This is a genomic window from Nocardia sp. IBHARD005 (assembly GCF_052814245.1).
The window spans coordinates 5,308,933-5,329,305 of sequence record NZ_CP199935.1 but is presented as its reverse complement, the minus strand read 5'-3'; the positions used below and the strand labels follow the sequence as shown (position 1 = coordinate 5,329,305).

Sequence of the window (20,373 nt, the reverse complement as noted above, 5' to 3'; positions counted from 1 at the left end):
CGAGGCCCTTCGGGTCAGCGTCGAACGATCAGCTCTTGAAGGCGTCGACCAGCTTCTTGTAGAGGTCGGTGAAGCGTTGACGGGCGGCCTTCTGCTCCGGGTTGAGGCCATCGGACGACTCGGGGGAGTAGATGACCAAGTGGGCCTCGTCGGCCGGGTCCTCGGGCATCAGATCGATGATCTGGGTGCCCCGGTTATCGCCTGCCGGGATCCCGAAATCGGTGTCCTTCAGTGCGTTGATCTCCTCGCGCGCGGCTGAGATCACGTCGGAGGCAACCGTTCCGGTCACCTTCTTTGGCGCGGTCTCGGGTTTGCGGTCCTTGCTCACCGCGTCGGGCATGTGCACGGCTTTGCCGTCGGGAAAGACCTGCAAGACCGGGCGCAGGTCGGTGCGCTGTGACCAGCCGTCGGGGATCGTGGTCAGGCTCACCAGCGGTAGTGGCGCCGGATCGGCATGGGCGAGTGCGCTCGCGCCGGGCAGGGCGAGAGCACAGACGAGCAGTCCGGTCAGGGTCGGGCGCATGGGTTCCCCTCGATCGAAAGACAGTGCGTGGGTATCGCGTTCGGGGTCAGCGTAGCCCGGGCGGGTTGTCGAGGTCACGCGCGGAATAGGTGTCGCATGACTGCACCGAACCGGTCCGGTAGCCGACGAGGAACCATCTCTGCCGTTGTTCGGAGGACCCGTGGGTCCACGACTCGGGATTGACGCCGCGGCCGGCGGAACGCTGGATGCGGTCGTCGCCGACGGCATTGGCGGCCGACAGCGCGTCGCGAATGTCTTTGTCGGACAGACGCTTCAGGAAGGGCTGCCCGCCGCCCGGTGCGGGCTGCTTGTCGGCGAAGTTGGCCCAGATGCCGGCGTAACAGTCGGCCTGTAGTTCGGTGCGCACCGCGCCGGAGGTCGCACCCTGTGGATCGCGCTGGGCCTTACCGATATCGCCGAGCTGGTTCTGGATGTGGTGGCCGACCTCGTGTGCGACCACGTACTCCTGCGCCAGCGGTCCCGCACTCGCGCCGAAGCGGTCGGTCAGTTCCTGGAAGAAGGCGGTGTCGAAGTAGGCGGTCTGGTCGGCAGGGCAGTAGAACGGGCCGACATCACTGGTGGCATTGCCGCACCCGGTGTTCACGACACCGGTGAACAGCACCAGTTCGGGCCGCACGTATCTCTTGCCGGTCTGTTCGGGTAGCTGCACCGACCACACCGCGTCCAGGCTCTGCGCGGTGGCCACCACCCGGCAGTCGACGTACTTGTTCGCGTCGGCGCCGGTCTTGCAGTGGGTCGGCGTCCCCGCGGTCCCCGGCTGCGCCTGCTGCTCGCCCTGCGCGCCGGTGAAGTTGCCGAGCACCGACCCCGGATCGCCACCCATGAGCAAGGTGATCACCAACAGGATCAGACCGCCCGCGCCGCCGCCGAGGGCGAGTTTGCCGCCCGTGCCGGGTCCGCCACCCGAGGAAGCCCGGCCGGGGTCGATCTGCATACCTTCGTTGAAGGTCATCGCGGTGCTCGCCTTCGCTCGGATGTCGGGCTGCCTCACAGCATGATTCACCGTCGGCGGGACCAGCGACGGCGAACAGGTGTCACAAGCTTGACACGGTGGGGTAGATATCGGTTTTCACTCGGGCACCGTGTCTCACTACGATGGCAGTGCACCCGGACATCTGCGCCGGTGCGACGAGTCCGCGAAAGTCTGTCGAAAGGAATACCGTGCTGCGCACCCACTTGGCTGGTTCGCTGCGAGGCGAGCACGCCGGTCAGACCGTCACCCTCACCGGCTGGGTGGCGAGGCGTCGTGACCACGGTGGTGTGACCTTCATCGATCTGCGCGACGCTTCTGGCGTCTCGCAGGTGGTTTTCCGCGAGGGCGAGGCGGCCGAACAGGCCCACAAGCTGCGCGCGGAATTCTGTGTGCAGGTCACCGGTGTGGTGGAACAGCGTCCCGACGGCAACGAGAACCCGGAGCTGCCGACCGGGCAGATCGAGGTCGACGTCAAGGAACTTCTCGTGCTCAACGAGAGCGCGCCGCTGCCGTTCCAGCTCGACGAGACCCCCGGCGACGAGGCCCGCCTCAAGTATCGCTACCTCGACCTGCGCCGCGAAGGCCCCGGCCGCGCCATCCGGCTGCGGTCCAAGGTCAACGCCGCCGCCCGCAACGTGCTGGCCGGCCACGACTTCGTCGAGGTCGAGACCCCCACGCTCACCCGCTCCACCCCCGAGGGTGCGCGCGACTTCCTGGTTCCCGCACGCCTGCAGCCGGGCAGCTTCTACGCGCTGCCGCAGAGCCCGCAGCTGTTCAAGCAGCTGCTCATGGTCGGTGGCATCGAGCGCTACTTCCAGATCGCGCGCTGCTACCGCGACGAGGACTTCCGCGCCGACCGCCAGCCGGAGTTCACTCAGCTCGACATCGAGATGAGCTTCGTGCGCCAGGACGATGTGATCCTGCTGGCCGAGGACATCCTGACCGCGCTGTGGAAGCTGGTCGGCCACGACATCGTCACCCCGATCCCCCACATGACGTACGCGGAAGCGATGCGCCGCTACGGCTCCGACAAGCCCGATCTGCGTTTCGGCGTCGAGATCACCGAGCTCACCGACTACTTCAAGGACACGACCTTCCGGGTGTTCCAGTCCGAATACGTCGGCGCGGTCGTGATGCCCGGTGGCGCGAGCCAGCCGCGACGTCAGCTCGATGCCTGGCAGGAGTGGGCCAAGCAGCGTGGCGCCAAGGGTCTGGCCTACATCCTGATCAACGAAGACGGCACCCTGGGCGGCCCGGTTGCCAAGAACCTGACCGACGCTGAACGTGAGGGTCTGGCCAAGCAGGTCGGTGCGGAGCCGGGCGACTGCGTGTTCTTCGCCGCCGGAGCGGTGAAGTCGAGCCGTGCCCTGCTCGGCGCAGCACGCGGCGAGATCGCCCGCAAGTGCGACCTCATCGACCCGAACGCCTGGGCCTTCGTCTGGATCGTCGACGCTCCGATGTTCGAGCCGACCGCCGAGGCTACCGCCAGCGGTGACGTGGCCCTCGGCTACTCGGCCTGGACCGCGGTGCACCACGCGTTCACCTCGCCCAAGCCGGAGTCCCTGGAAACCTTCGACACCGACCCCGGTTCCGCGCTCGCCTACGCCTACGACATCGTCTGCAACGGCAACGAGATCGGTGGCGGTTCCATCCGTATCCACCGTCGCGATGTGCAGGAACGCGTGTTCGCGGTGATGGGTATCGACCACGACGAAGCCCAGGACAAGTTCGGCTTCCTGCTCGACGCGTTCGCCTACGGCGCCCCGCCGCACGGCGGCATCGCCTTCGGCTGGGACCGCATCACCGCGCTGCTGGCCGGCGAGGACTCGATCCGCGAAGTGATCGCGTTCCCGAAGACCGGTGGCGGTGTCGACCCGCTCACCGACGCGCCCGCGCAGATCACCGCGCAGCAGCGCAAGGAAGCGGGCATCGACGCCAAGCCCGACATCAAGGGCAAGGGCGACGCCACCGCCGCGCCGAAAGTTGTTCCGGCCGAGAAATAGCGGTCATCGAGGGTAGCCCGGTACCTTCTGGTCAGTTCCCGTATCGCCACCGGCGATACCGATCAGGAGGACACCGGTGCTACATCTTCGCGTGATCAGCCCGCCCGAGCAGACCGACGAGCTGGTGCGGATCCTCGAAGCCGACGCCGGCGTCACCCACCTGACGGTGATGCGCGGCGTCGCGCTCGAGCCCGCGGGCGATCTCGTCCAGGCCGACGTGGCTCGGGAGGCGGGCAACACGGTGCTCGCCGACGTGAAATCGCTCGGCATCGTCGAGCACGGCGGGATCACCCTCGGCCCGGTCACCGCGGTGCTCTCCGATGCCGCGGACCGCGCCGTCCGCGCGGCGCCCGGTGACCCGAGTGACGCGGTGATCTGGGAGCAGCTGCTCAAGGAAACCCACGAGGAATCCTCGCTCAACGCCACCTTCGTAGCGTTCCTGACCATCGCCTGCCTGCTCGCCGCGATCGGGGTGGCGACCGACTCGCCGGTCACCATCGTCGGCGCGATGGTGGTGGGCCCGGAGTTCGGTCCCCTAGCAGCGTTGTCGGTGGCGCTGGTGCGCCGTGAGTGGCAGCTGGCGCGGCGCTCGATGATCGCCTTGGCGGTGGCCTTCCCGATCGCGATGGTTGTCACCCTCGGTGCGACGATCGTGTGGGAGAAGCTCGGCTGGATCACGACCGCGGGGGTGGTCGACGCGCACAGCGTCGACTTCATCTACGAGGTCGGACCGTTCTCACTGGTGGTGGCCTTGCTCGCCGGCGCGGCGGGCATGTTGTCGCTGGTCACCGCCAAGTCGGCGGCGCTGATCGGGGTCTTCATCTCGGTGACGACCGTGCCCGCCGCCGGGTACGCGGTGGTGGCCGCGACGCTCGGGCAGTGGCACCGGGCGTTCGAGTCGGCGGGCCAGCTGGCGCTGAACCTGTTCGGCATCGTGATCGCCGGGGTACTGGTGCTCGAGCTGCGGCCGAAGGCGGGCGAGGACAAGGGGCCGATCGGCCGGTTCAAACGAGCCATCGGCATGCGCTCGGCGCTCGAACGCTGATCTCAGACGCGGGCGACCGGTCCCGCCGTCAGCATCCGGTAGGAGTAGGTCACCGCGATCACGCACACCGGCCCCGCGACGAACAGGCCGAGCCCGCACAGTGCCGCGCCGACGACGGTGACCAGCATGACGGTCAGCGCCAGCAGCAGCGACGCCCACAGATTCGCCAGCACCAGCTGCGCGCTCGCCTTGATCGCTTCGACCGGGCCGTAGTCCTGATCGATCACGAAATGCAGCGAGAACATGCACAGGAACCCGGCGATCACCCCCGGCGCCAGGCACAGCGACGACAGCAGCAGGGTGATGGTGAACGCCAGCAGCGAGGTCAGCAGAACATTGCCTGCGTTGACGAACCGGAAGAACGACCCGAAAGCAGGTGGGTACCCGTCGGTTTCGTAGAGCGCGCCGCGCACCATCGCCGCCTGCAGCAGCCACAGCGCGACGATCACCATCAAGAACAGGAACAGGACACTGAACGGTGATGTCGGTTGGACGATCTGGACGACGGCGACGAAGCCGAGATAGATCAGGACTCCCACCGCGGTGACGCCGAGCCACGGACCCGGATTGGCCCGGAATCGCTCCCAGCCGTAGCTCAGCGATCGGCCGATATCGAGGGCCTGTGCTCCCGAATGGTAGTAACCGGGCGTCTGCCCGGCACCACCCGGCGACACGCCGGATGCGGGGGCGGCGGCGTACGCCGTATTCTCCGGTTTCGCCTGGGGGACCGCGTAACCGGGACCCGTGCCCGCGGGCCCGTACTGCGGTGTCTGCCCGCCATGGCCGGCAATCGGCGGTGGCGGCTCGACCGGCTCCTGCCCGTACTGGGCGGCGCCGGGGCCTTCGAATTGCGGATAGCCTGCGCCACCGGCCATTCCGTGCCTGCTCGGACCCGAACGGGGAGCCGGTGGTTGCCCGGTTCCCTCATGTCTGCCCGTGGGCCCGGCGAACTGTCCGCCACCGCCCGGAACAGGCGACCCGCCCGGAGAATCGCTCGATGCGGCGTACGGAGTGTCGGTCACTGTGATAGACCTTTCGACTCAACCGGTTTGCGGTGTGGCGCACAGCAGTTCACGATGAGAAAACCCGAAGACCGACTGATGTGTCAAGCGAACAGGCACACACGCGCAACCTCGGCGCCAACACGCCGAGCGACGCGGAAAGGTTGTCCAACCGCTCGCTAGAAGTGACCGGGTACGAGTAGCTTGAGAGGCGATGACCGCACTATTGGCCGAACGCGCCGCCGACGTCGTGTCCGCAGCACAACAGTTGCTCACAAAGCGAATGGGTGCTCCGGTAAAGCTGAGTGATCCGATCGAGCTCAGCGGCAGTGGTAGGACGACAGTCCTACGCGTGCGTGTTGCGGAAAACGCATTTTCCTTGCCGCGCACGCTGATCGTGAAGCAGGTGCGCGGTTCCAGTCCTGACCGCCGCACCGGTGGTTTGGCGCCCGGCGTCGCCAGCATCGATGCGGCATTCCTGCGCGAGGCGGTGTCCTACCAGTTCACCACCGCGCTGAGCCGCGAGCAGCGTCCCGGTGCCTTCCTGATCGCGCACAGCGTCCCCGACCGGCTCCTCGTGCTGTCCGATCTCGGCGACAACGCGTTGCTCACCTCGGTGCTGCAGGCACGCGTGGAGCCCGGTACCCGGAACTCGCTGATGGCGTTCGCGCAGGCGCTCGGCCGGATGCATGCCGCGACGGTCGGTCGCGAACCCGACTTCGTCGCCCTGATGCGGCGGGTCGACTCGGTACACCGCGTCGACGGGATCGCCCAGCAGGCCCAAGCCGCCATCGCCGAGGTTCCCGGGCTGCTCGAAGCCGAGTTCGGCATCGAGGTGCCGGGCGAGATCGCCGAACGCATCGTGCACGGCAACCGCCTGTTCACCGGTGGCCGCTATCGCGCGTTCAGCCCGTCGGACCTGTGCCCCGACAACGTGATCATGAACGAGGAAGGCGCGCGGTTCCTCGACTACGAGTGGGGCGGTTTCCGCGACGCCACGCTCGACATCGCCTACGCGCTGGTCTCCTTCCCCGGCTGCCTGTGCGATTTCGAACTCTCGCGCAGCCGCGCCAAGGAAATGGTCGAGGCCTGGCGTTCGGTCGTGGTCGGCGTCTGGCCGTCGCTGGCCGACGACACCGTTCTGGCCGAACGGATTCTCGAAGCCCGGTTGATCTGGGTCTGGCTGTCCACCTACTGGTTCCTGCCCGCCGACCACACCCGCATCGCTACGGCCCGCGAACACGGGCTGTCGGTGCCGCGCTCGGAAGCGCTGATCAATCGCTGGTCCGCGCTGGCCGAGGACGCCAGGATGACCGGTGACGACGCGGTCGGCGACTTCGCCGAACAGGTCTCGGCGATGCTCGAAGAGCGCTGGTCGGAGTAGCCGCGCGAGCGGGCTCCCCACTTCCCGGCGCGACGCGGGTACCGTCGGCAAGGATCTGAGGAGTTGGGAGCAGCCATGCCGATACCGGTCACCGTCACAGTCGTCCGCAAGCAGTGGTTGACCCCGCACCTGGTGCGGGTGGTCGGCACCGTCTCGGACGGATTCTCACCGAACGCGTTCGCCGATGCCTACGTGAAGTTGGTCTTCCCGGTTCCCGGCGTCGAATACCCCGAGCCGTTCGACCTCGACACGGTGCGGGCGACGCTCGGCCCGGACAGCCAGCCCGTGCTGCGTACCTACACCGTGCGGTCCTTCGATTCCGGGCGGCGCGAGATCAGCATCGACTTCGTGGTGCACGGTGACGAGGGCGTCGCGGGTCCATGGGCGCGCTCGGTGGAGCCGGGCGAGCGGTTCTGGTTGAACGGACCCGGCGGTGCGTTCGCGCCCGATCCGGCGGCCGGGTGGTATCTGCTCGCCGGCGACGAATCGGCGCTGCCCGCCATCGCGGCCGCGCTCGAAGCGTTGCCGACCGGTGCGCCCGCTCTCGTGTTCGTCGAGGTGGGCGGCACCGAGGACGAGATCCCCCTCGTCTCGGCTGCCGACCTGCGCCTGCACTGGGTACATCGCGGTGTGTCCTCGGACCGGATCACCGACGACCTCGCCGGGGCACACTCGCCACTGGTGGCCGCGGTGCGTGCGGCCGAGTGGCTGCCGGGACAGGTCCAAGCGTTCGTGCACGGCGAGGCCGAGTCCGTGATGCGTCAGCTGCGCCCTTACCTGCGCAAGGAACGCGGCGTCGCGCCGAAATGGCTCTCGATCTCGGGGTACTGGCGGCGCGGCCGCACCGAGGAGGGCTTCCGCGAATGGAAGCGGGAGCTGGCGGCCGAAGGCGCCTGATCCCGATCACGGAGTGCACCAAGTGATCAGCGGCTCAGCGCGGCGAGTTTGCCTCGTAGATGGGCACGTTCGACCGCGTTGTCGGTGAGCAGCAGCGCCGACTCGTAGGCGGCGACCGCTTCGGCGGTGCGTCCGAGCTCGGTGAGGAAGGCGGCGCGGGCGGCGTCGAGATAGCCATAGGCCGCCAGCGCGGGTTCCGCGCCGAGCGGATCGAGCAGCGCCAGCGCCTGTGCCGGATCGCCGGCGAGGCCGACCGCGATGGCGTGATTGAGCCCGGCGACCGGTGACGGCGAATCGCGCAGCAACAGCCGGTACAGGCCGATGATCTCTCGCCAGTCGGTGTCGGCCCACGTGGGCGCCTCGTCGTGGACCGCGGCGATCGCGGCCTGCAAGGTATACCGGTCGGTATGTGGCAGAGCGTGTTTCACCAGCGCGATGCCCTCGACGATGGCCGCTCTGTCCCAGCGGTCGCGGTCCTGGTGTTCGAGCGTGCACAGGTTGCCCTCGTTGTCGACCCGTGCCGCTCGCCGGGCGTCGGTGAGCAGGATCAGCGCCAGCAGCCCGGTCACCGATGGGTCGTCGGGGACGAGCGCGTGCATCATCCTGGCCAGCTGCAGCGACCGGTCGACGAGATCGGCCCGGACCAGCACATCGCCGGCGGGTGCGGTGTGGCCGGTGGTGAACAGCAGGTGGATCACCGCGCAGATGGAATCGAGCCGCTGCGGCAGCTCCCGCACCGAGGGCACTCGATACGGGATCGCCGCGACCGCGATCTTCTTCTTGGCGCGGGTGATGCGCGCGGCCATCGTCGCCTCGCTCACCAGGAACGCGCGAGCCACCTCGGCGGTGGTGACACCGCAGACCAGCCGCAGGGTCAGCGCGACCCGTGCCTGCGGCGCGAGCGCGGGGTGGCAGCAGGTACTGATCAGCCGCAGTCGGTCGTCGGGGATCGCCGGGTCGTCCAGCTCTGCCAGCGCCAGGTCGGCGGTATCGGCCACCGGTTCGTCGACGACGAGCCGGGGCAGCGCGCGACGGAAGGTGCCCTCGCGACGCAGCCGGTCGAGACCGCGGCGCCGCGCGACCGTCGTCAGCCAGGCGCCGGGCTTGGCCGGGACACCGTCGCTCGCCCAAGCGGTCAGCGCCGTGGCGTAGGCGTCCTGCACGCATTCCTCGGCGAGGTCGAAATCGCGGACCAGCCGCACCGTCGCGGCGAGCACGAAAGCCCATTCACGACGGTGCGCCTGCTCGACGGCCGCGGCCACCGCCGTGGTCACGACTGCGGGTAGGCCTGGATCGGGCGCACTTCGACGCCACCCGTGGGGGCAGGCACCTGTGCGGCGATCGCGATCGCGGCGTCCAGGTCCGGCGCTTCGAGCAGGTAGTAGCCGCCGAGCGCTTCCTTCGCCTCGGCGAACGGGCCGTCGGTGATGACGACCTCGCCGCGCGCATCGTGGCGGACCGTGGTGGCGGTCGCGGTGGGCTGCAACGCTTGCCCGCCGAGGTTGGCGTCACCGGCGATCTGCTGGAAAGCGCGATGTGCGGCGAGCATGTCGTCGAGCTCGGCGGGGGAGTACGCGGCGTAGGTGGATTCGTCGCCGTAGATCAGGACCAGGTACTGGCTCATGATGTGCTCCTTCGGTGTGGGGCTGCCCGCTCGTCGGGTGGCCGTACTCACCCGACGAGCGACCGTGGGCGCGATCGACAACCCTGTCCGAAGAATTCTGCGCCGATTTCCGCGGCACCGCGGCGAACCCCGGTCAGAGCACCGGAGTGGGCCGCGGTTCGACCCGTCCGCCCGCCGCGACGGCGAACGACGCGCCGTGCCGAACGCCGGTGGCGGGATCGGTGACATCGGCGACGTAGAACCAGTCCATCTGCGTCTGGGTCTGGGTTACCTCGAGCACGCCGAAGCCGTGTGAGTCGAGCTCGGTGTAGCGCAGGTGGTGGTTGGCTGCCTTGATTGCCTCCTCCGCCGGTACCGAGGCGGTACGGGCGGGCACCTTCAGCAGGTCGCCGACGCTGGAAGAGGTGACCGACGGGATGACGAACTCCGCGCCGACCGTCGGCCCGCCCGGGTAGTTCGCGGCGTTCAACGGCAGGTCGGCGGCCCAGGAGGTGTGGACGTCACCGGTGAGGAACACGACCTCGCCCACCTCGTTGTCGGCGATCGTCCGGAACAGGGTGTCGCGGTCGGCGGTGTAGCCGTCCCACTGGTCGCCGTTGACGGTGATGCCGCCCTGCGGGATGCCGAGCGCCTCGGTGATCGCCTGGGTCGTGGCCGCTTCCAGCGGCGGGAACACCAGCGGTGTGATCATCACCGAGTTGCCGATCAGCTTCCAGCGGGTGGCGGAGGAGGTGAGTCCGGCGGTGAGCCATTCCATCTGGGCGCGGCCGGTGATCGTGCGGGACGGGTCGTCGGCGTGACGCCAGCCCTCGCCCGGCCCTGCCTCCTCGTCGCGGTAGCTGCGCAGATCCATCATCGACAGTTCCGCGAGCGTGCCGAAACGCAAGCGGCGGTAGATCCGCACCTCACCGTCGGCACGGATCGCGCGCACCGGCATCCACTCCAGGTAGGCGCGGGCCGAGGCAGCCTTGCGGTCGATCCAGGGGCCTTCGGTGGCCCGGTCGTGGTTCTGCGCGCCCTCGCGCCAGGAGTTGTCGGCCGACTCGTGGTCGTCCCAGGTGCAGAAGAACGGGACCGCGGCGTGCAGGGCCATCAGGTCGGGATCGGTCTTGTACTTGCCGTGTCGGGTGCGGTAGTCGGTGAGGGTGAGGATCTCGTTCGCCGGGTCGTGTGCGCGGACCGCGCCGTTGCGGCCGGTGTACTTGCCGCGGGCGTACTCGTACATGTAGTCGCCGAGGTGCACGATCGCGTCGAGATCGGTGCGCGCGGCCAGGTGCCGGTAGGCGCCGAACCAGCCCGCTTCCCAGTTGGCGCAGGAGACCAGGCCCAGCCGCAGGCGGTCGACCTCGCTGTCCGGTGCGGGCGCGGTCCTGGTACGGCCGACGGGGGAGGTCTCGCCGCGCGCGGTGAAGCGGTAGAAGTAGTCCTGACCGGGGGTGAGGCCGGTCGCGTCGACCTTGACGGTGTGGTCGGTATCGGCCGAGGTCGTGACGGTGCCGGACGCGGCGAGCGCGCCGAAACCGGCGTCTGTCGCGATTTCCCAGCGCACTGCCGTCGCGTCGCCGATGCCCGAACCGGGGGTGGCGTCCTCGGCGACGGTGACCCTGGTCCACACGATGACCGCGCCGGGCAGCGGATCACCGGAGGCCACACCGTGCCGGAAGACGGCGCCCGACGCGTGGGCGGGTGCGGCGGTGCCCAGCACCGCGACCGCCGCCACCGCCGTGGAACCGGCGAACAGGGTGCGGCGGGCGAACCCGACCGGCTGGGCGGCTACGGCGCTGCTGTTTTCGGCCACGATCAGCGATCACAGCCCACGAATCGCTCCCGCGCAAGTCCGCGCGAGAAATGTTGGTCAACTGTCCATTTGCTGGGCGGGTTCTGGTCGAAATCAGGGACGGGGGCGAGGGCGGTTGGTGCGCTTCGCAGAACATGTCCGAGCGCCTCGGTACCCTGCACAACGTGAGCGACAGCCTTTTCGACGTGCCCGGCGAACACGCGTCCGCCGAACCCGGCGCCGATGCGGTGTTCCGTCGCGACTCGGGCGCTCCGCTCGCCGTGCGCATGCGCCCCGCGAACGTGGACGAGGTGATCGGTCAGGCGCATCTGCTCGGTCCCGGCTCCCCGCTGCGCCGGCTCGTCGAAGGCTCAGGTGCGGCATCGGTGCTGCTCTACGGCCCGCCCGGTACCGGCAAGACCACGCTGGCCTCGCTGCTCTCGCAGGCCACCGGCCGGCGGTTCGAAGCGTTGTCGGCACTCTCGGCCGGCGTCAAGGAGGTGCGGGCGGTCATCGACCTCGCCCGGCGCCGACTCACCGCGGGCGAGCAGACCGTGCTGTTCATCGACGAGATCCACCGATTCTCCAAGACCCAGCAGGACGCGCTGCTGGCCGCCGTCGAGAACCGGGTCGTGCTGCTGGTCGGCGCGACCACCGAGAACCCCTCGTTCTCGGTCGTCTCCCCGCTGCTGTCGCGCTCGCTGGTCCTGCAACTGCAACCGCTCACCCCCAGCGACATCCGCGCCGTCCTCGCCCGCGCGATCAGCGACCCGCGCGGGTTGGCCGAGGCCTACACCGTCAGCGACGAGGCGATCGAACACATCGTCCGGATCGCGGGCGGCGACGCTCGCCGCGCGCTCACCGCGTTGGAGGCCTCGGCCGAGTCCGCGACCGACGGCGCCGTCGAGCTGGCAACGGTCGAGGCGACCGTCGACAAGGCCGCCGTCCGCTACGACCGGGCGGGCGACCAGCACTACGACGTGATCAGTGCCTTCATCAAGTCCATTCGCGGCTCCGATGTCGACGCGGCCGTGCATTACCTGGCGCGCATGCTCGCCGCGGGCGAAGATCCCCGCTTCATCGCGCGCCGCCTGATGATCCACGCCAGCGAAGACATCGGGATGGCCGACCCGATGGCGCTACAGACCGCCACCGCCGCCGCGCAGGTCGTTCAACAGGTCGGCCTGCCCGAGTGCAAACTCGCCCTGGCGCAGGCCACCATCCACCTCGCCACCGCCCCCAAATCCGGCGCGGTGACCACCGCCATCGGCACGGCCATGGCCGATGTCTCCCGCGGTAAGGCCGGTGCGGTTCCGCCCTACCTGCGCGACGGCCACTACGCGGGCGCCGCCCTGCTCGGCAATGCCAAGGGCTACAAGTTCCCGCACAAGTACCGCGAGGGCGTCGTGACCCAGCAATATCCGCCCGACGAATTGGTGGGCACCGACTACTACCTGCCCACCGATCACGGCAACGAACGCACGATCGCCCCGCGCTTGGAGAAGCTGCGCCGCATCATCCGCGGAAAGTAGCCGGTCAGGGGCGTGGCGCGAACCACCCCGGTCGATGAAAAACTCGGTGCACCGGCCCGGTAGGCTGGGTATTTGTGCAGACCCACGAGATTCGACGACGGTTCCTGGACCATTTCGTCCGTGCCGGACACACCGAGGTCGGAAGTGCTTCGCTGATCCTGGCCGACCCCAACCTGTTGTTCGTCAATGCGGGCATGGTCCAGTTCGTTCCGTATTTCCTTGGTCAGCAGACCCCGCCGTGGCCTACCGCGACCAGCGTGCAGAAGTGCGTGCGCACCCTCGACATCGAGAACGTCGGCATCACCACTCGCCACAACACGTTCTTCCAGATGGCAGGCAATTTCAGCTTCGGCGACTATTTCAAGCGCGAGGCCATCACCCTGGCCTGGACGCTGCTCACCGACAGTGTCGAAGACGGCGGCTACGGCTTCGATCCCGAGCGCCTGTGGGTCACCGTCTACCTCGACGACGACGAGGCCGAGCGGATGTGGCTCGAGATGGGCGTGCCCGCCGACCGCATCCAGCGCCGCGGCATGGCCGACAACTACTGGTCGATGGGCATCCCCGGTCCGTGTGGCCCGTGTTCGGAGATCTATTACGACCGCGGCCCCGAATACGGCGTCGAGGGCGGCCCCGAGGCCGACGAGGACCGCTACATCGAGATCTGGAATCTCGTGTTCATGCAGAACGAGCGTGGCGCGGGCATCTCCAAGGACAACTTCGAGATCCTCGGCCCGCTGCCCAAACAGAACATCGACACCGGCATGGGCGTCGAGCGTGTCGCGTTCCTGCTTCAGGGCGTGGACAACGTCTACGAGACCGACCTGATGCGCCCGATCATCGACAAGGCCGAGGAACTCACCGGCCGCTCCTACGGCGTCGTCCACACCGACGACGTGCGCTTCCGCGTCATCGCCGACCATGCCCGCACCGCCGCGATGCTCATCGCCGACGGCGTGAACCCCGGCAACGACGGCCGCGGTTACGTGCTGCGCCGCCTGCTGCGCCGCATCGTGCGTTCGGCGCGCCTGCTCGGCGCCGAGAAGCCGGTGATGGCCGAGCTGATCAAGGTCGTCACCGAGCTGATGTCGCCGTCCTACCCCGAACTCGGCACCGATTTCTCGCGCATCGAGACCGTGTCGGTCGGCGAGGAGATGGCGTTCCTCAAGACCCTCAACACCGGTGAGACCCTGTTCGACAACGCCGCCACCGCGGTGAAGTCCAAGGGCGGCAAGCAGATCACCGGTTCCGACGCGTTCGCCCTGCACGACACCTACGGCTTCCCGATCGATCTCACCCTCGAAATGGCCGCCGAGGCAGGACTTTCCGTCGACGAGGACGGTTTCCGCTCGCTCATGGCCGAGCAGCGCAAACGCGCCAAGGACGACGCCCAGGCCCGCAAGCACGCCCACGCCGACCTCACCGTCTACAAGGAACTGGTCGACCGCGGCGCCACCGAGTTCACCGGTTTCGACGAGCTGACCTCCGAGGCCACCGTGCTGGCCCTGATCGTCGACGGTGTGCGGGTCCCGGTGGCAACGGTCGGCCAGAACATCGAGGTCATCCTCGATCGCAGCCCGATGTACGCCGAGTCCGGCGGGCAGATCGCCGACCGTGGCACCATCACCGCCTCGGGTCTGAAACTGCAGGTCAACGACGTGCAGAAGATCGCCAAGAAGGTCTGGGTGCACAAGGCCACCGTCGAGTCGGGTCAGATCACCGAGCGCGATGTGGTTCTCGCGCAAGCGGATCCGGCCTGGCGTCGCGGCGCCACCCAGGGACACTCCGGCACGCACATGGTGCACGCCGCGCTGCGGCAGATCCTCGGCCCCAACGCCGTGCAGGCCGGTTCGCTGAACAAGCCGGGCTACCTGCGGTTCGACTTCAACTGGCAGGGCGCGCTGTCGGAGCAGCAGAAGGCCGATATCGAGGCCGTCTCCAATGATGCTGTCGGCGCGGACTTCCCGGTGAACACCTTCGTCACCGATCTGCCCAAGGCCAAGGAAATGGGCGCGATGGCGCTGTTCGGCGAGAACTACGGCGACGAGGTGCGTGTCGTGGAGATCGGCGGCCCGTTCTCGATGGAGCTGTGCGGCGGCACCCACGTGGAGCACTCCTCGCAGATCGGTCCGATCACCCTGCTGGGTGAGGCCTCGGTCGGTTCCGGTGTGCGTCGGGTCGAGGCCTTCGTCGGCCTCGACTCCTACAAGTACCTGGCCAAGGAGCGTGCGCTGCTGGCCGGTGTCGCGTCCTCGCTGAAGGTGCCCTCCGACGAGGTGCCCGGTCGGGTGGAGCAGCTCGTGGAGCGGCTCAAGGTGGCCGAGAAGGAACTCGAGCGCACCAAGATCGCCGCGGTGCTGTCCTCGGCGGGCACGTTCGCCGAGCAGGCCGAGCGGGTCGGTGCGGTGCGTCTGGTGGCCGCCGCGGCGCCCGAGGGCGTGTCGGCAGGCGACCTGCGGACTCTGGCCACCGATATCCGTGGCCGACTCGGTAGCGAGGCCGCTGTCGTCGTGCTGCTCGGCAATGTCGAGGGCAAGGCGCCGTTCGTGGTGACCGTGAACAAGGCGGCCCAGGATCTCGGCTTCAAGTCCGGCGATCTGGTCGCGGCCTTCGGACCGAGTATCGCCGGACGTGGCGGCGGCAAGCCGGAGATGGCGCAGGGCGCGGGCTCGGATCCGTCGGGTATCCCGGCCGGTTTGACCGCGGTCCGGGCCCGGGTGGCTGAACTCGCCGGCTGATGACCACCCCTGGTTCGTCCAGCGAGGAATCCGCCGATCGCCCGGACCCGGCCACCGACCCGGGTCGGGGCCGCCGGATCGCCATCGACGTGGGTAGCGTGCGCATCGGGGTCGCTTCGAGCGACCCCGATGGCATCCTGGCGACCCCCGTCGAGACCGTCGCGCGCGCGAAGTCCGGTGGGCGCGCGGGTGGTCCACCCGCCGACATCGCAAGAATTGCCGACATTGTGCGGGAATACGAAGCGGTTGAGGTTATTATCGGCCTGCCACGCACCCTGCGCGGCGAAAATGGCACGGCGGCCGCCATCGCGCGCAAGTTTGCCAAGCGGTTGCGCCGGGTGATCGACCCGATTCCGATACGCCTTTCCGACGAACGTTTGACTACGGTGTCTGCTGCACGTGCGCTGCGCGACAGTGGAGTTCGCGCACGTGGCCAGCGGCAGATGATCGACCAGGCGGCAGCCGTGTCGATTCTGCAAGGATGGTTGGACGAGCGGAGTTCGGTGTTGAAGGACGCAGCAGATACGGCGAGGGTCGGAGACGATGCATGACCGACCGATGGACCAGGGCCGAGGAACGCTACCGGGCACGGGAAGCTGATCGGCGCTACCCCCGCCGCGATGATTGGGGCCTGGACGCGCGCGAGGTGCGCGAGGACGAGCCGCGCCAGGCCGGTCCCGCCGGGTGGGACGACGACGACGGCACCGACGTCATCCCGCGCTACGAGGACGAGATCTACGACGACCCCGACCCCGAGCCCGAACCAGAACCGGCGCCCCCGCCGCGCCGGGTCGGGCAGCGCGCGGCGCAGTCCGGCCGCGGTTCAGCGTCCGAACGTGGCCGTGCGGCAGGGTCCGACCGTGGCCGCGCTCGCCCGTCGGGACGCGGCAAGCGATCGCGGATCGCCTCACGCAAGGCGGCCGAGCGTAAACGGCGCCGTCGCAATCTGTGGGCCGTCGGCGTGGTGTTCGTCGTGCTGTTCGTCTCGGCCGCGGGTTTCGCCGGATACAAACTGATGGGCAGCCTCACCCCGGCCGAAGATTTCGCGGGCCCGCCCGGTGCCCCCGTGGTGGTTCAGGTGCACTCCGGTGACACCGCGACGCAGATCGCCGAGGCGATGCACGAGAAGGGTGTGGTCGCCAGCTCCGAAGCCTTCTACGAAGCGGCCGTGCGGAATTCGGGCATGAACAGCGTCCAGCCCGGTTACTACGCGGTCGGTGCGAAGAGTCCGGCCGTCGACGCTGTCACCGCGTTGGTGGGCGGGAAGTCCCGGGTCGGCAATGTGATCATCTCCGAGGGCCGGCTGCTGCACGACAAGCACGACGCGACCACCGGTGGTCGATACGACGGCATCTACCGCAAGATCGCCGAGGCCAGCTGCGTCGGCCCCGAGCGCAAATGCGTGACCTACGAACAGCTCGACGCCGCGGGCGCGAGTATGGATTTGACCGCACTCGGCGTGCCCGCATGGGCGACGCAGGCGGTCAAGGACTGCCCCGACCGAACACGGCAGCTGGAAGGCCTCATCGCCGCCGGGACTTGGGATTTCGATCCGATCGCGACGCCGGAACAGATCCTGCGGCAGCTGGTGACCGCGAGCGTGCAGGCCTACGAAGGCACCGGCCTGCTCCAGTCGGGCGCCGACACGAAGCTGTCGCCGTACGAGACGCTCGTCGCCGCCTCACTGGTCGAACGTGAGGCGAAACCCCAGGACATGGGCAAGGTGGCTCGGGTGATCGTGAACCGGCTGCGGGTCGGTCAGATGCTGCAGTTCGACTCCACGGTGAACTACGCGCTCGACACCACCGAAGTGGCGACCACCGATGCCGACCGGGCCACGGAAACTCCCTGGAACACCTATGCGATGGAGGGCCTGCCCAAGACTCCGATCGCCGCTCCGTCCGTGGGCGCGCTACGCGCCATGGAGAACCCGGAGCCGGGGGCGTGGTTGTACTTCGTCACCGTCGACAAGCAGGGCACGACGAAATTCACCGACTCCTACTCGGAGCATCTGCGGCTGGTCACACAGGCGCAGCGCAGCGGCATCCTCGACAGCTCGCGGCCCTACGGTGGCTGAGGCGCGCAAGGCGGCGGTGCTCGGCAAGCCGATCGAGCACTCGCGTTCGCCACAACTGCACCTGGCGGCCTATCGGGCGCTCGGATTGCCCTGGAGCTATGAGCGCATCGAGTGCTCGGCCGAGCAGTTGCCCGGCCTCGTCGACGGGCTCGGGCCGGAGTGGGTCGGGCTTTCGGTGACCATGCCGGGCAAGGAAGCGGCGCTGGCGGTGGCCGTCGAGCGCACCGAGCGCGCGGTGCTGGTCGGTTCGGCCAACACCCTCGTGCGCACCGATGGCGGGTGGCGGGCGGACTGCACCGATGTCGACGGCGTGCTCGGTGCGCTGCGCGGTGGTGGGGTCTGCTCGCTCGACGAGGCCGTCGTGCTGGGGGCCGGTGGCACGGCAAGGCCCGCTTTGCTGGCGCTGTCGGAACTCGGGGCGAAGACGGTCACCGTGATCGCGCGCGATGCCGGGCGGGCGCGTAGCGCGCTGGAATTGGCCGATCGACTCGGTATGCGCGCCACGGTCGTGCCGCTCGATACGGAGCGGGTGCGCGCGGCGTGTGCGTCGGCCGGTGCGGTGGTCAGTACGGTGCCCGCGGAGGCGGCCGCGGCGATCGCCCCGGCGGTAGCCGCGGCACCGGTAGTGCTCGACGCCATCTACAACCCGTGGCCGACCCCGCTGGCAACGGCGGTCGAGGCCGCCGGGCACACGGTGGTCAGCGGGCTGCAGATGTTGCTGAACCAGGCATATGGGCAGGTCGAGCTGTTCACCGGGCAGCAGGCGCCGCGCGCCGCGATGGTGGCCGCGCTGGCGGGACCGTGATCGGCGGTTGCGTCGACGATCGCCCGATCCGCAGAATTGATACCAGTTCTAGTTTTCTCCCGCTAAGGTGTTGCCCATGACCGCTTGGGTGTTACGCGCCACCGTCCTCGCCGCGCTGGTCGTTGCCCTCCGCGTGTTGCTGGGCTTCGCCATGGCCTTCTGGCCCACCTACGGCACCTTCTGGCGTGCGGCCTGCCTCCTCGCGATCCTCGCGGTGGCTATCGCCTGGGGCGTACGCGACGCCCGCGCGGGCGCCGACAGCCTGACCGTCCGCTGGCTGGCCGCCGGTTTCGGCGCGGGCCTGGCCAGCTCGGCGGTGTGCTGGGTCCTCGATCAGGTGCCCGGAATCGAGCTCGGCGACGCTGGGATCCTCTACGAACTGACCTCCGCGGCGTCGTTCATCGTGCTGCTGGTCTTCCTGCCCTCGATGGCTGGTGTTGCCTACGGCCATACCCGGTCTCAGCGCTCGAGCGAATCCGCTACCCCCGCAACGGAACCAGGATTCGCCGCCGCGAGCTGAGCGGGCCGTACCCGGACCGGCACTCCCCGGCGTGCGCTGGAGAGTGACCGTCCGGCGGTGTGCGATTCAGAGCATGATCGGCGACGTGCCAGGGGTGGTTTCGCGGGCGATGGCCGAGTAGGCGGCGGCCAGCAGGGACGGGTCGGGGCCTTCGAGGCGGCCGGGTTTGGCCAGACCGTCCAGGATCACGAAACGCAGGACACCGGAACGGGTCTTCTTGTCGGTTTGCATGGCGTCCATCAGCTGGGGGAGGGCATCGCCGTCGTAGGTGACGGGCAGGCCGACGCTTTCCAGGATGGTGCGGTGCCGATCGGCCGTTGCGTCGTCGAGACGCCCGGCCAGGCGGCCGAGTTCGGCGGCGAAGACCAGGCCGACGGACACCGCGGCGCCGTGACGCCAGCGGTAGCGCTCGCGGCGCTCCACGGCATGGCCGAGGGTGTGGCCGTAGTTCAGGATCTCGCGCAGGCTCGATTCCTTGAGGTCGGCGGCGACCACATCGGCCTTGACCTGGATGGCGCGGCGGATCAGCTCGGGCAGCACGTCGCCGGTGGGGTCGAGGGCGGCCTCCGGATCGGCTTCGATGAGGTCGAGGATCACCGGGTCGGCGATGAAACCGGCCTTGATGATCTCGGCCATGCCCGCCACGATCTCGTTGCGCGGCACCGTTTCCAGAGTCACGAGGTCGACCAGCACGGCGCTGGGTTCGTGGAAGCTGCCGACGAGGTTCTTGCCTGCCTCGGTATTGATGCCGGTCTTGCCGCCGACCGCCGCGTCCACCATCGCCAGCAGCGTGGTCGGCACGTGCACGATGCGCACGCCACGCATCCAGGTGGCGGCGACGAAGCCCGCCAGGTCGGTGGCGGCGCCACCGCCGAGGCTCACGATGGCGTCGTTGCGGGTCAGCCCGATCCGGCCGAGCACCTCCCAGCAGAACCCGGCCACGGCCAGTTCCTTGCCGTCCTCGGCGTCGGGGATCTCGATGCGATGCGCGTCGATCCCGGTGTCGGCCAGTGCTTTACGCACCGCTTCGGCGGTTTCGGCGAGCGGCGGCTGATGGAAGATCGCCACGGTCCGCACGGCATTGCCTGCGTTGACCGCCTCGACGAGATCGCCGAGCAGCCCGCGGCCGATGATCACCGGGTACGGGTCGGCGGTGCGAACCTCAATGATGGACGGTTCTGTCACGTGCGCTGCTCCGATTCTTTCTGGTCATTGTTATTACGTCGCCCGCTACGTCGCCGCGGCTGCCCGCGTCGCCTGCGTTCGTTGGTACTCGTTCCGCGTTCCGCGTCACCGGGTGGCCCGGTCCGCTGAACCTGTTGCGAGGCTCCGGTCCGGGGCTCCTTCGTAGGGTCCGACGTCGCCGAGCCCGAGGGTTCCGCGGGCTCGCCACCACGGTGACCTACCCGCCCCGGGGCACCGGCATCGCGGCTGGCTGCCCGTCTGCCTCGGC

At 68.8% G+C, this 20,373-nt stretch carries 17 protein-coding genes; 10 read left to right on the top strand and 7 right to left on the bottom strand.

Annotated elements, in window-relative coordinates; translation table 11 throughout:
- Positions 1-28 precede the first annotated feature (28 nt).
- Entirely contained in the window at positions 29-523 is a 495-nt protein-coding gene (locus tag ACTWPB_RS25095) for a hypothetical protein (RefSeq protein WP_446222985.1), read from the bottom strand.
- Positions 524-569: 46 nt separating this feature from the next.
- Positions 570-1,496, bottom strand: coding sequence for a KPN_02809 family neutral zinc metallopeptidase (gene ypfJ / locus ACTWPB_RS25090; RefSeq protein ID WP_446222984.1), 927 nt, complete (start codon positions 1,494-1,496; stop codon positions 570-572).
- Positions 1,497-1,705: 209 nt separating this feature from the next.
- Here ypfJ and aspS point away from each other — a divergent pair, with 209 nt between their 5' ends.
- Positions 1,706-3,520, top strand: coding sequence for an aspartate--tRNA ligase (gene aspS / locus ACTWPB_RS25085; protein ID WP_446222983.1), 1,815 nt, complete (start codon positions 1,706-1,708; stop codon positions 3,518-3,520).
- Between the two features lie 76 nt (positions 3,521-3,596).
- A complete protein-coding gene (locus ACTWPB_RS25080) occupies positions 3,597-4,565 on the top strand; it encodes a DUF389 domain-containing protein (RefSeq protein WP_446222982.1) in 969 nt (322 codons plus the stop codon).
- A 2-nt stretch (positions 4,566-4,567) separates the two neighbouring features.
- On the opposite strand, the gene ACTWPB_RS25075 is transcribed toward ACTWPB_RS25080, so the two are convergent.
- Positions 4,568-5,440: a hypothetical protein gene (locus ACTWPB_RS25075; protein WP_446222981.1), complete on the bottom strand. Its 873-nt coding sequence runs from the start codon at positions 5,438-5,440 to the stop codon at positions 4,568-4,570.
- A gap of 340 nt (positions 5,441-5,780) precedes the next feature.
- Here ACTWPB_RS25075 and ACTWPB_RS25070 point away from each other — a divergent pair, with 340 nt between their 5' ends.
- On the top strand, positions 5,781-6,950 hold the full coding sequence (locus tag ACTWPB_RS25070) for a phosphotransferase family protein (protein ID WP_446222980.1): 1,170 nt from the start codon (positions 5,781-5,783) through the stop codon (positions 6,948-6,950).
- A 75-nt stretch (positions 6,951-7,025) separates the two neighbouring features.
- Positions 7,026-7,847 (top strand): siderophore-interacting protein, encoded by an 822-nt coding sequence (locus ACTWPB_RS25065; protein WP_446222979.1) that lies wholly within the window; start codon positions 7,026-7,028, stop codon positions 7,845-7,847.
- A 26-nt stretch (positions 7,848-7,873) separates the two neighbouring features.
- Here ACTWPB_RS25065 and ACTWPB_RS25060 read toward each other — a convergent pair whose 3' ends face one another.
- The 3 genes from ACTWPB_RS25060 to ACTWPB_RS25050 form a co-directional block, all read right to left on the bottom strand.
- Positions 7,874-9,121, bottom strand: coding sequence for an RNA polymerase sigma factor (locus ACTWPB_RS25060; protein ID WP_446222978.1), 1,248 nt, complete (start codon positions 9,119-9,121; stop codon positions 7,874-7,876).
- Positions 9,118-9,471 carry a YciI family protein gene (locus ACTWPB_RS25055; RefSeq protein WP_446222977.1) on the bottom strand — a complete coding sequence of 118 codons (354 nt, stop codon included), beginning with the start codon at positions 9,469-9,471 and terminating at the stop codon, positions 9,118-9,120. The genes ACTWPB_RS25060 and ACTWPB_RS25055 overlap by 4 nt, the downstream gene beginning before the upstream one ends.
- Before the next feature lie 133 nt (positions 9,472-9,604).
- Positions 9,605-11,269 (bottom strand): alkaline phosphatase D family protein, encoded by a 1,665-nt coding sequence (locus ACTWPB_RS25050; protein WP_446222976.1) that lies wholly within the window; start codon positions 11,267-11,269, stop codon positions 9,605-9,607.
- Positions 11,270-11,433: 164 nt separating this feature from the next.
- Between ACTWPB_RS25050 and ACTWPB_RS25045 the strand changes: the two genes are divergently transcribed.
- The 6 genes from ACTWPB_RS25045 (at position 11,434) to ACTWPB_RS25020 (ending at position 18,920) form a co-directional block, all read left to right on the top strand.
- Positions 11,434-12,780: a replication-associated recombination protein A gene (locus ACTWPB_RS25045; RefSeq protein ID WP_446222975.1), complete on the top strand. Its 1,347-nt coding sequence runs from the start codon at positions 11,434-11,436 to the stop codon at positions 12,778-12,780.
- Positions 12,781-12,854: 74 nt separating this feature from the next.
- Entirely contained in the window at positions 12,855-15,518 is a 2,664-nt protein-coding gene (gene alaS, locus ACTWPB_RS25040; RefSeq protein ID WP_446222974.1) for an alanine--tRNA ligase, read from the top strand.
- Positions 15,518-16,069 carry a Holliday junction resolvase RuvX gene (ruvX, locus tag ACTWPB_RS25035; RefSeq protein ID WP_446222973.1) on the top strand — a complete coding sequence of 184 codons (552 nt, stop codon included), beginning with the start codon at positions 15,518-15,520 and terminating at the stop codon, positions 16,067-16,069. Before alaS ends, ruvX begins: the two co-directional genes overlap by 1 nt.
- Complete coding sequence (gene mltG, locus ACTWPB_RS25030; RefSeq protein WP_446222972.1) at positions 16,066-17,595, top strand: endolytic transglycosylase MltG; 1,530 nt, start codon at positions 16,066-16,068, stop codon at positions 17,593-17,595. The genes ruvX and mltG overlap by 4 nt, the downstream gene beginning before the upstream one ends.
- Positions 17,588-18,400 carry a shikimate dehydrogenase gene (locus ACTWPB_RS25025; protein WP_446222971.1) on the top strand — a complete coding sequence of 271 codons (813 nt, stop codon included), beginning with the start codon at positions 17,588-17,590 and terminating at the stop codon, positions 18,398-18,400. Before mltG ends, ACTWPB_RS25025 begins: the two co-directional genes overlap by 8 nt.
- A gap of 76 nt (positions 18,401-18,476) precedes the next feature.
- Positions 18,477-18,920, top strand: coding sequence for a B-4DMT family transporter (locus ACTWPB_RS25020; protein WP_446222970.1), 444 nt, complete (start codon positions 18,477-18,479; stop codon positions 18,918-18,920).
- A gap of 66 nt (positions 18,921-18,986) precedes the next feature.
- On the opposite strand, the gene aroB is transcribed toward ACTWPB_RS25020, so the two are convergent.
- Positions 18,987-20,105, bottom strand: coding sequence for a 3-dehydroquinate synthase (aroB, locus tag ACTWPB_RS25015; RefSeq protein ID WP_446222969.1), 1,119 nt, complete (start codon positions 20,103-20,105; stop codon positions 18,987-18,989).
- Positions 20,106-20,373: the final 268 nt, after the last annotated feature.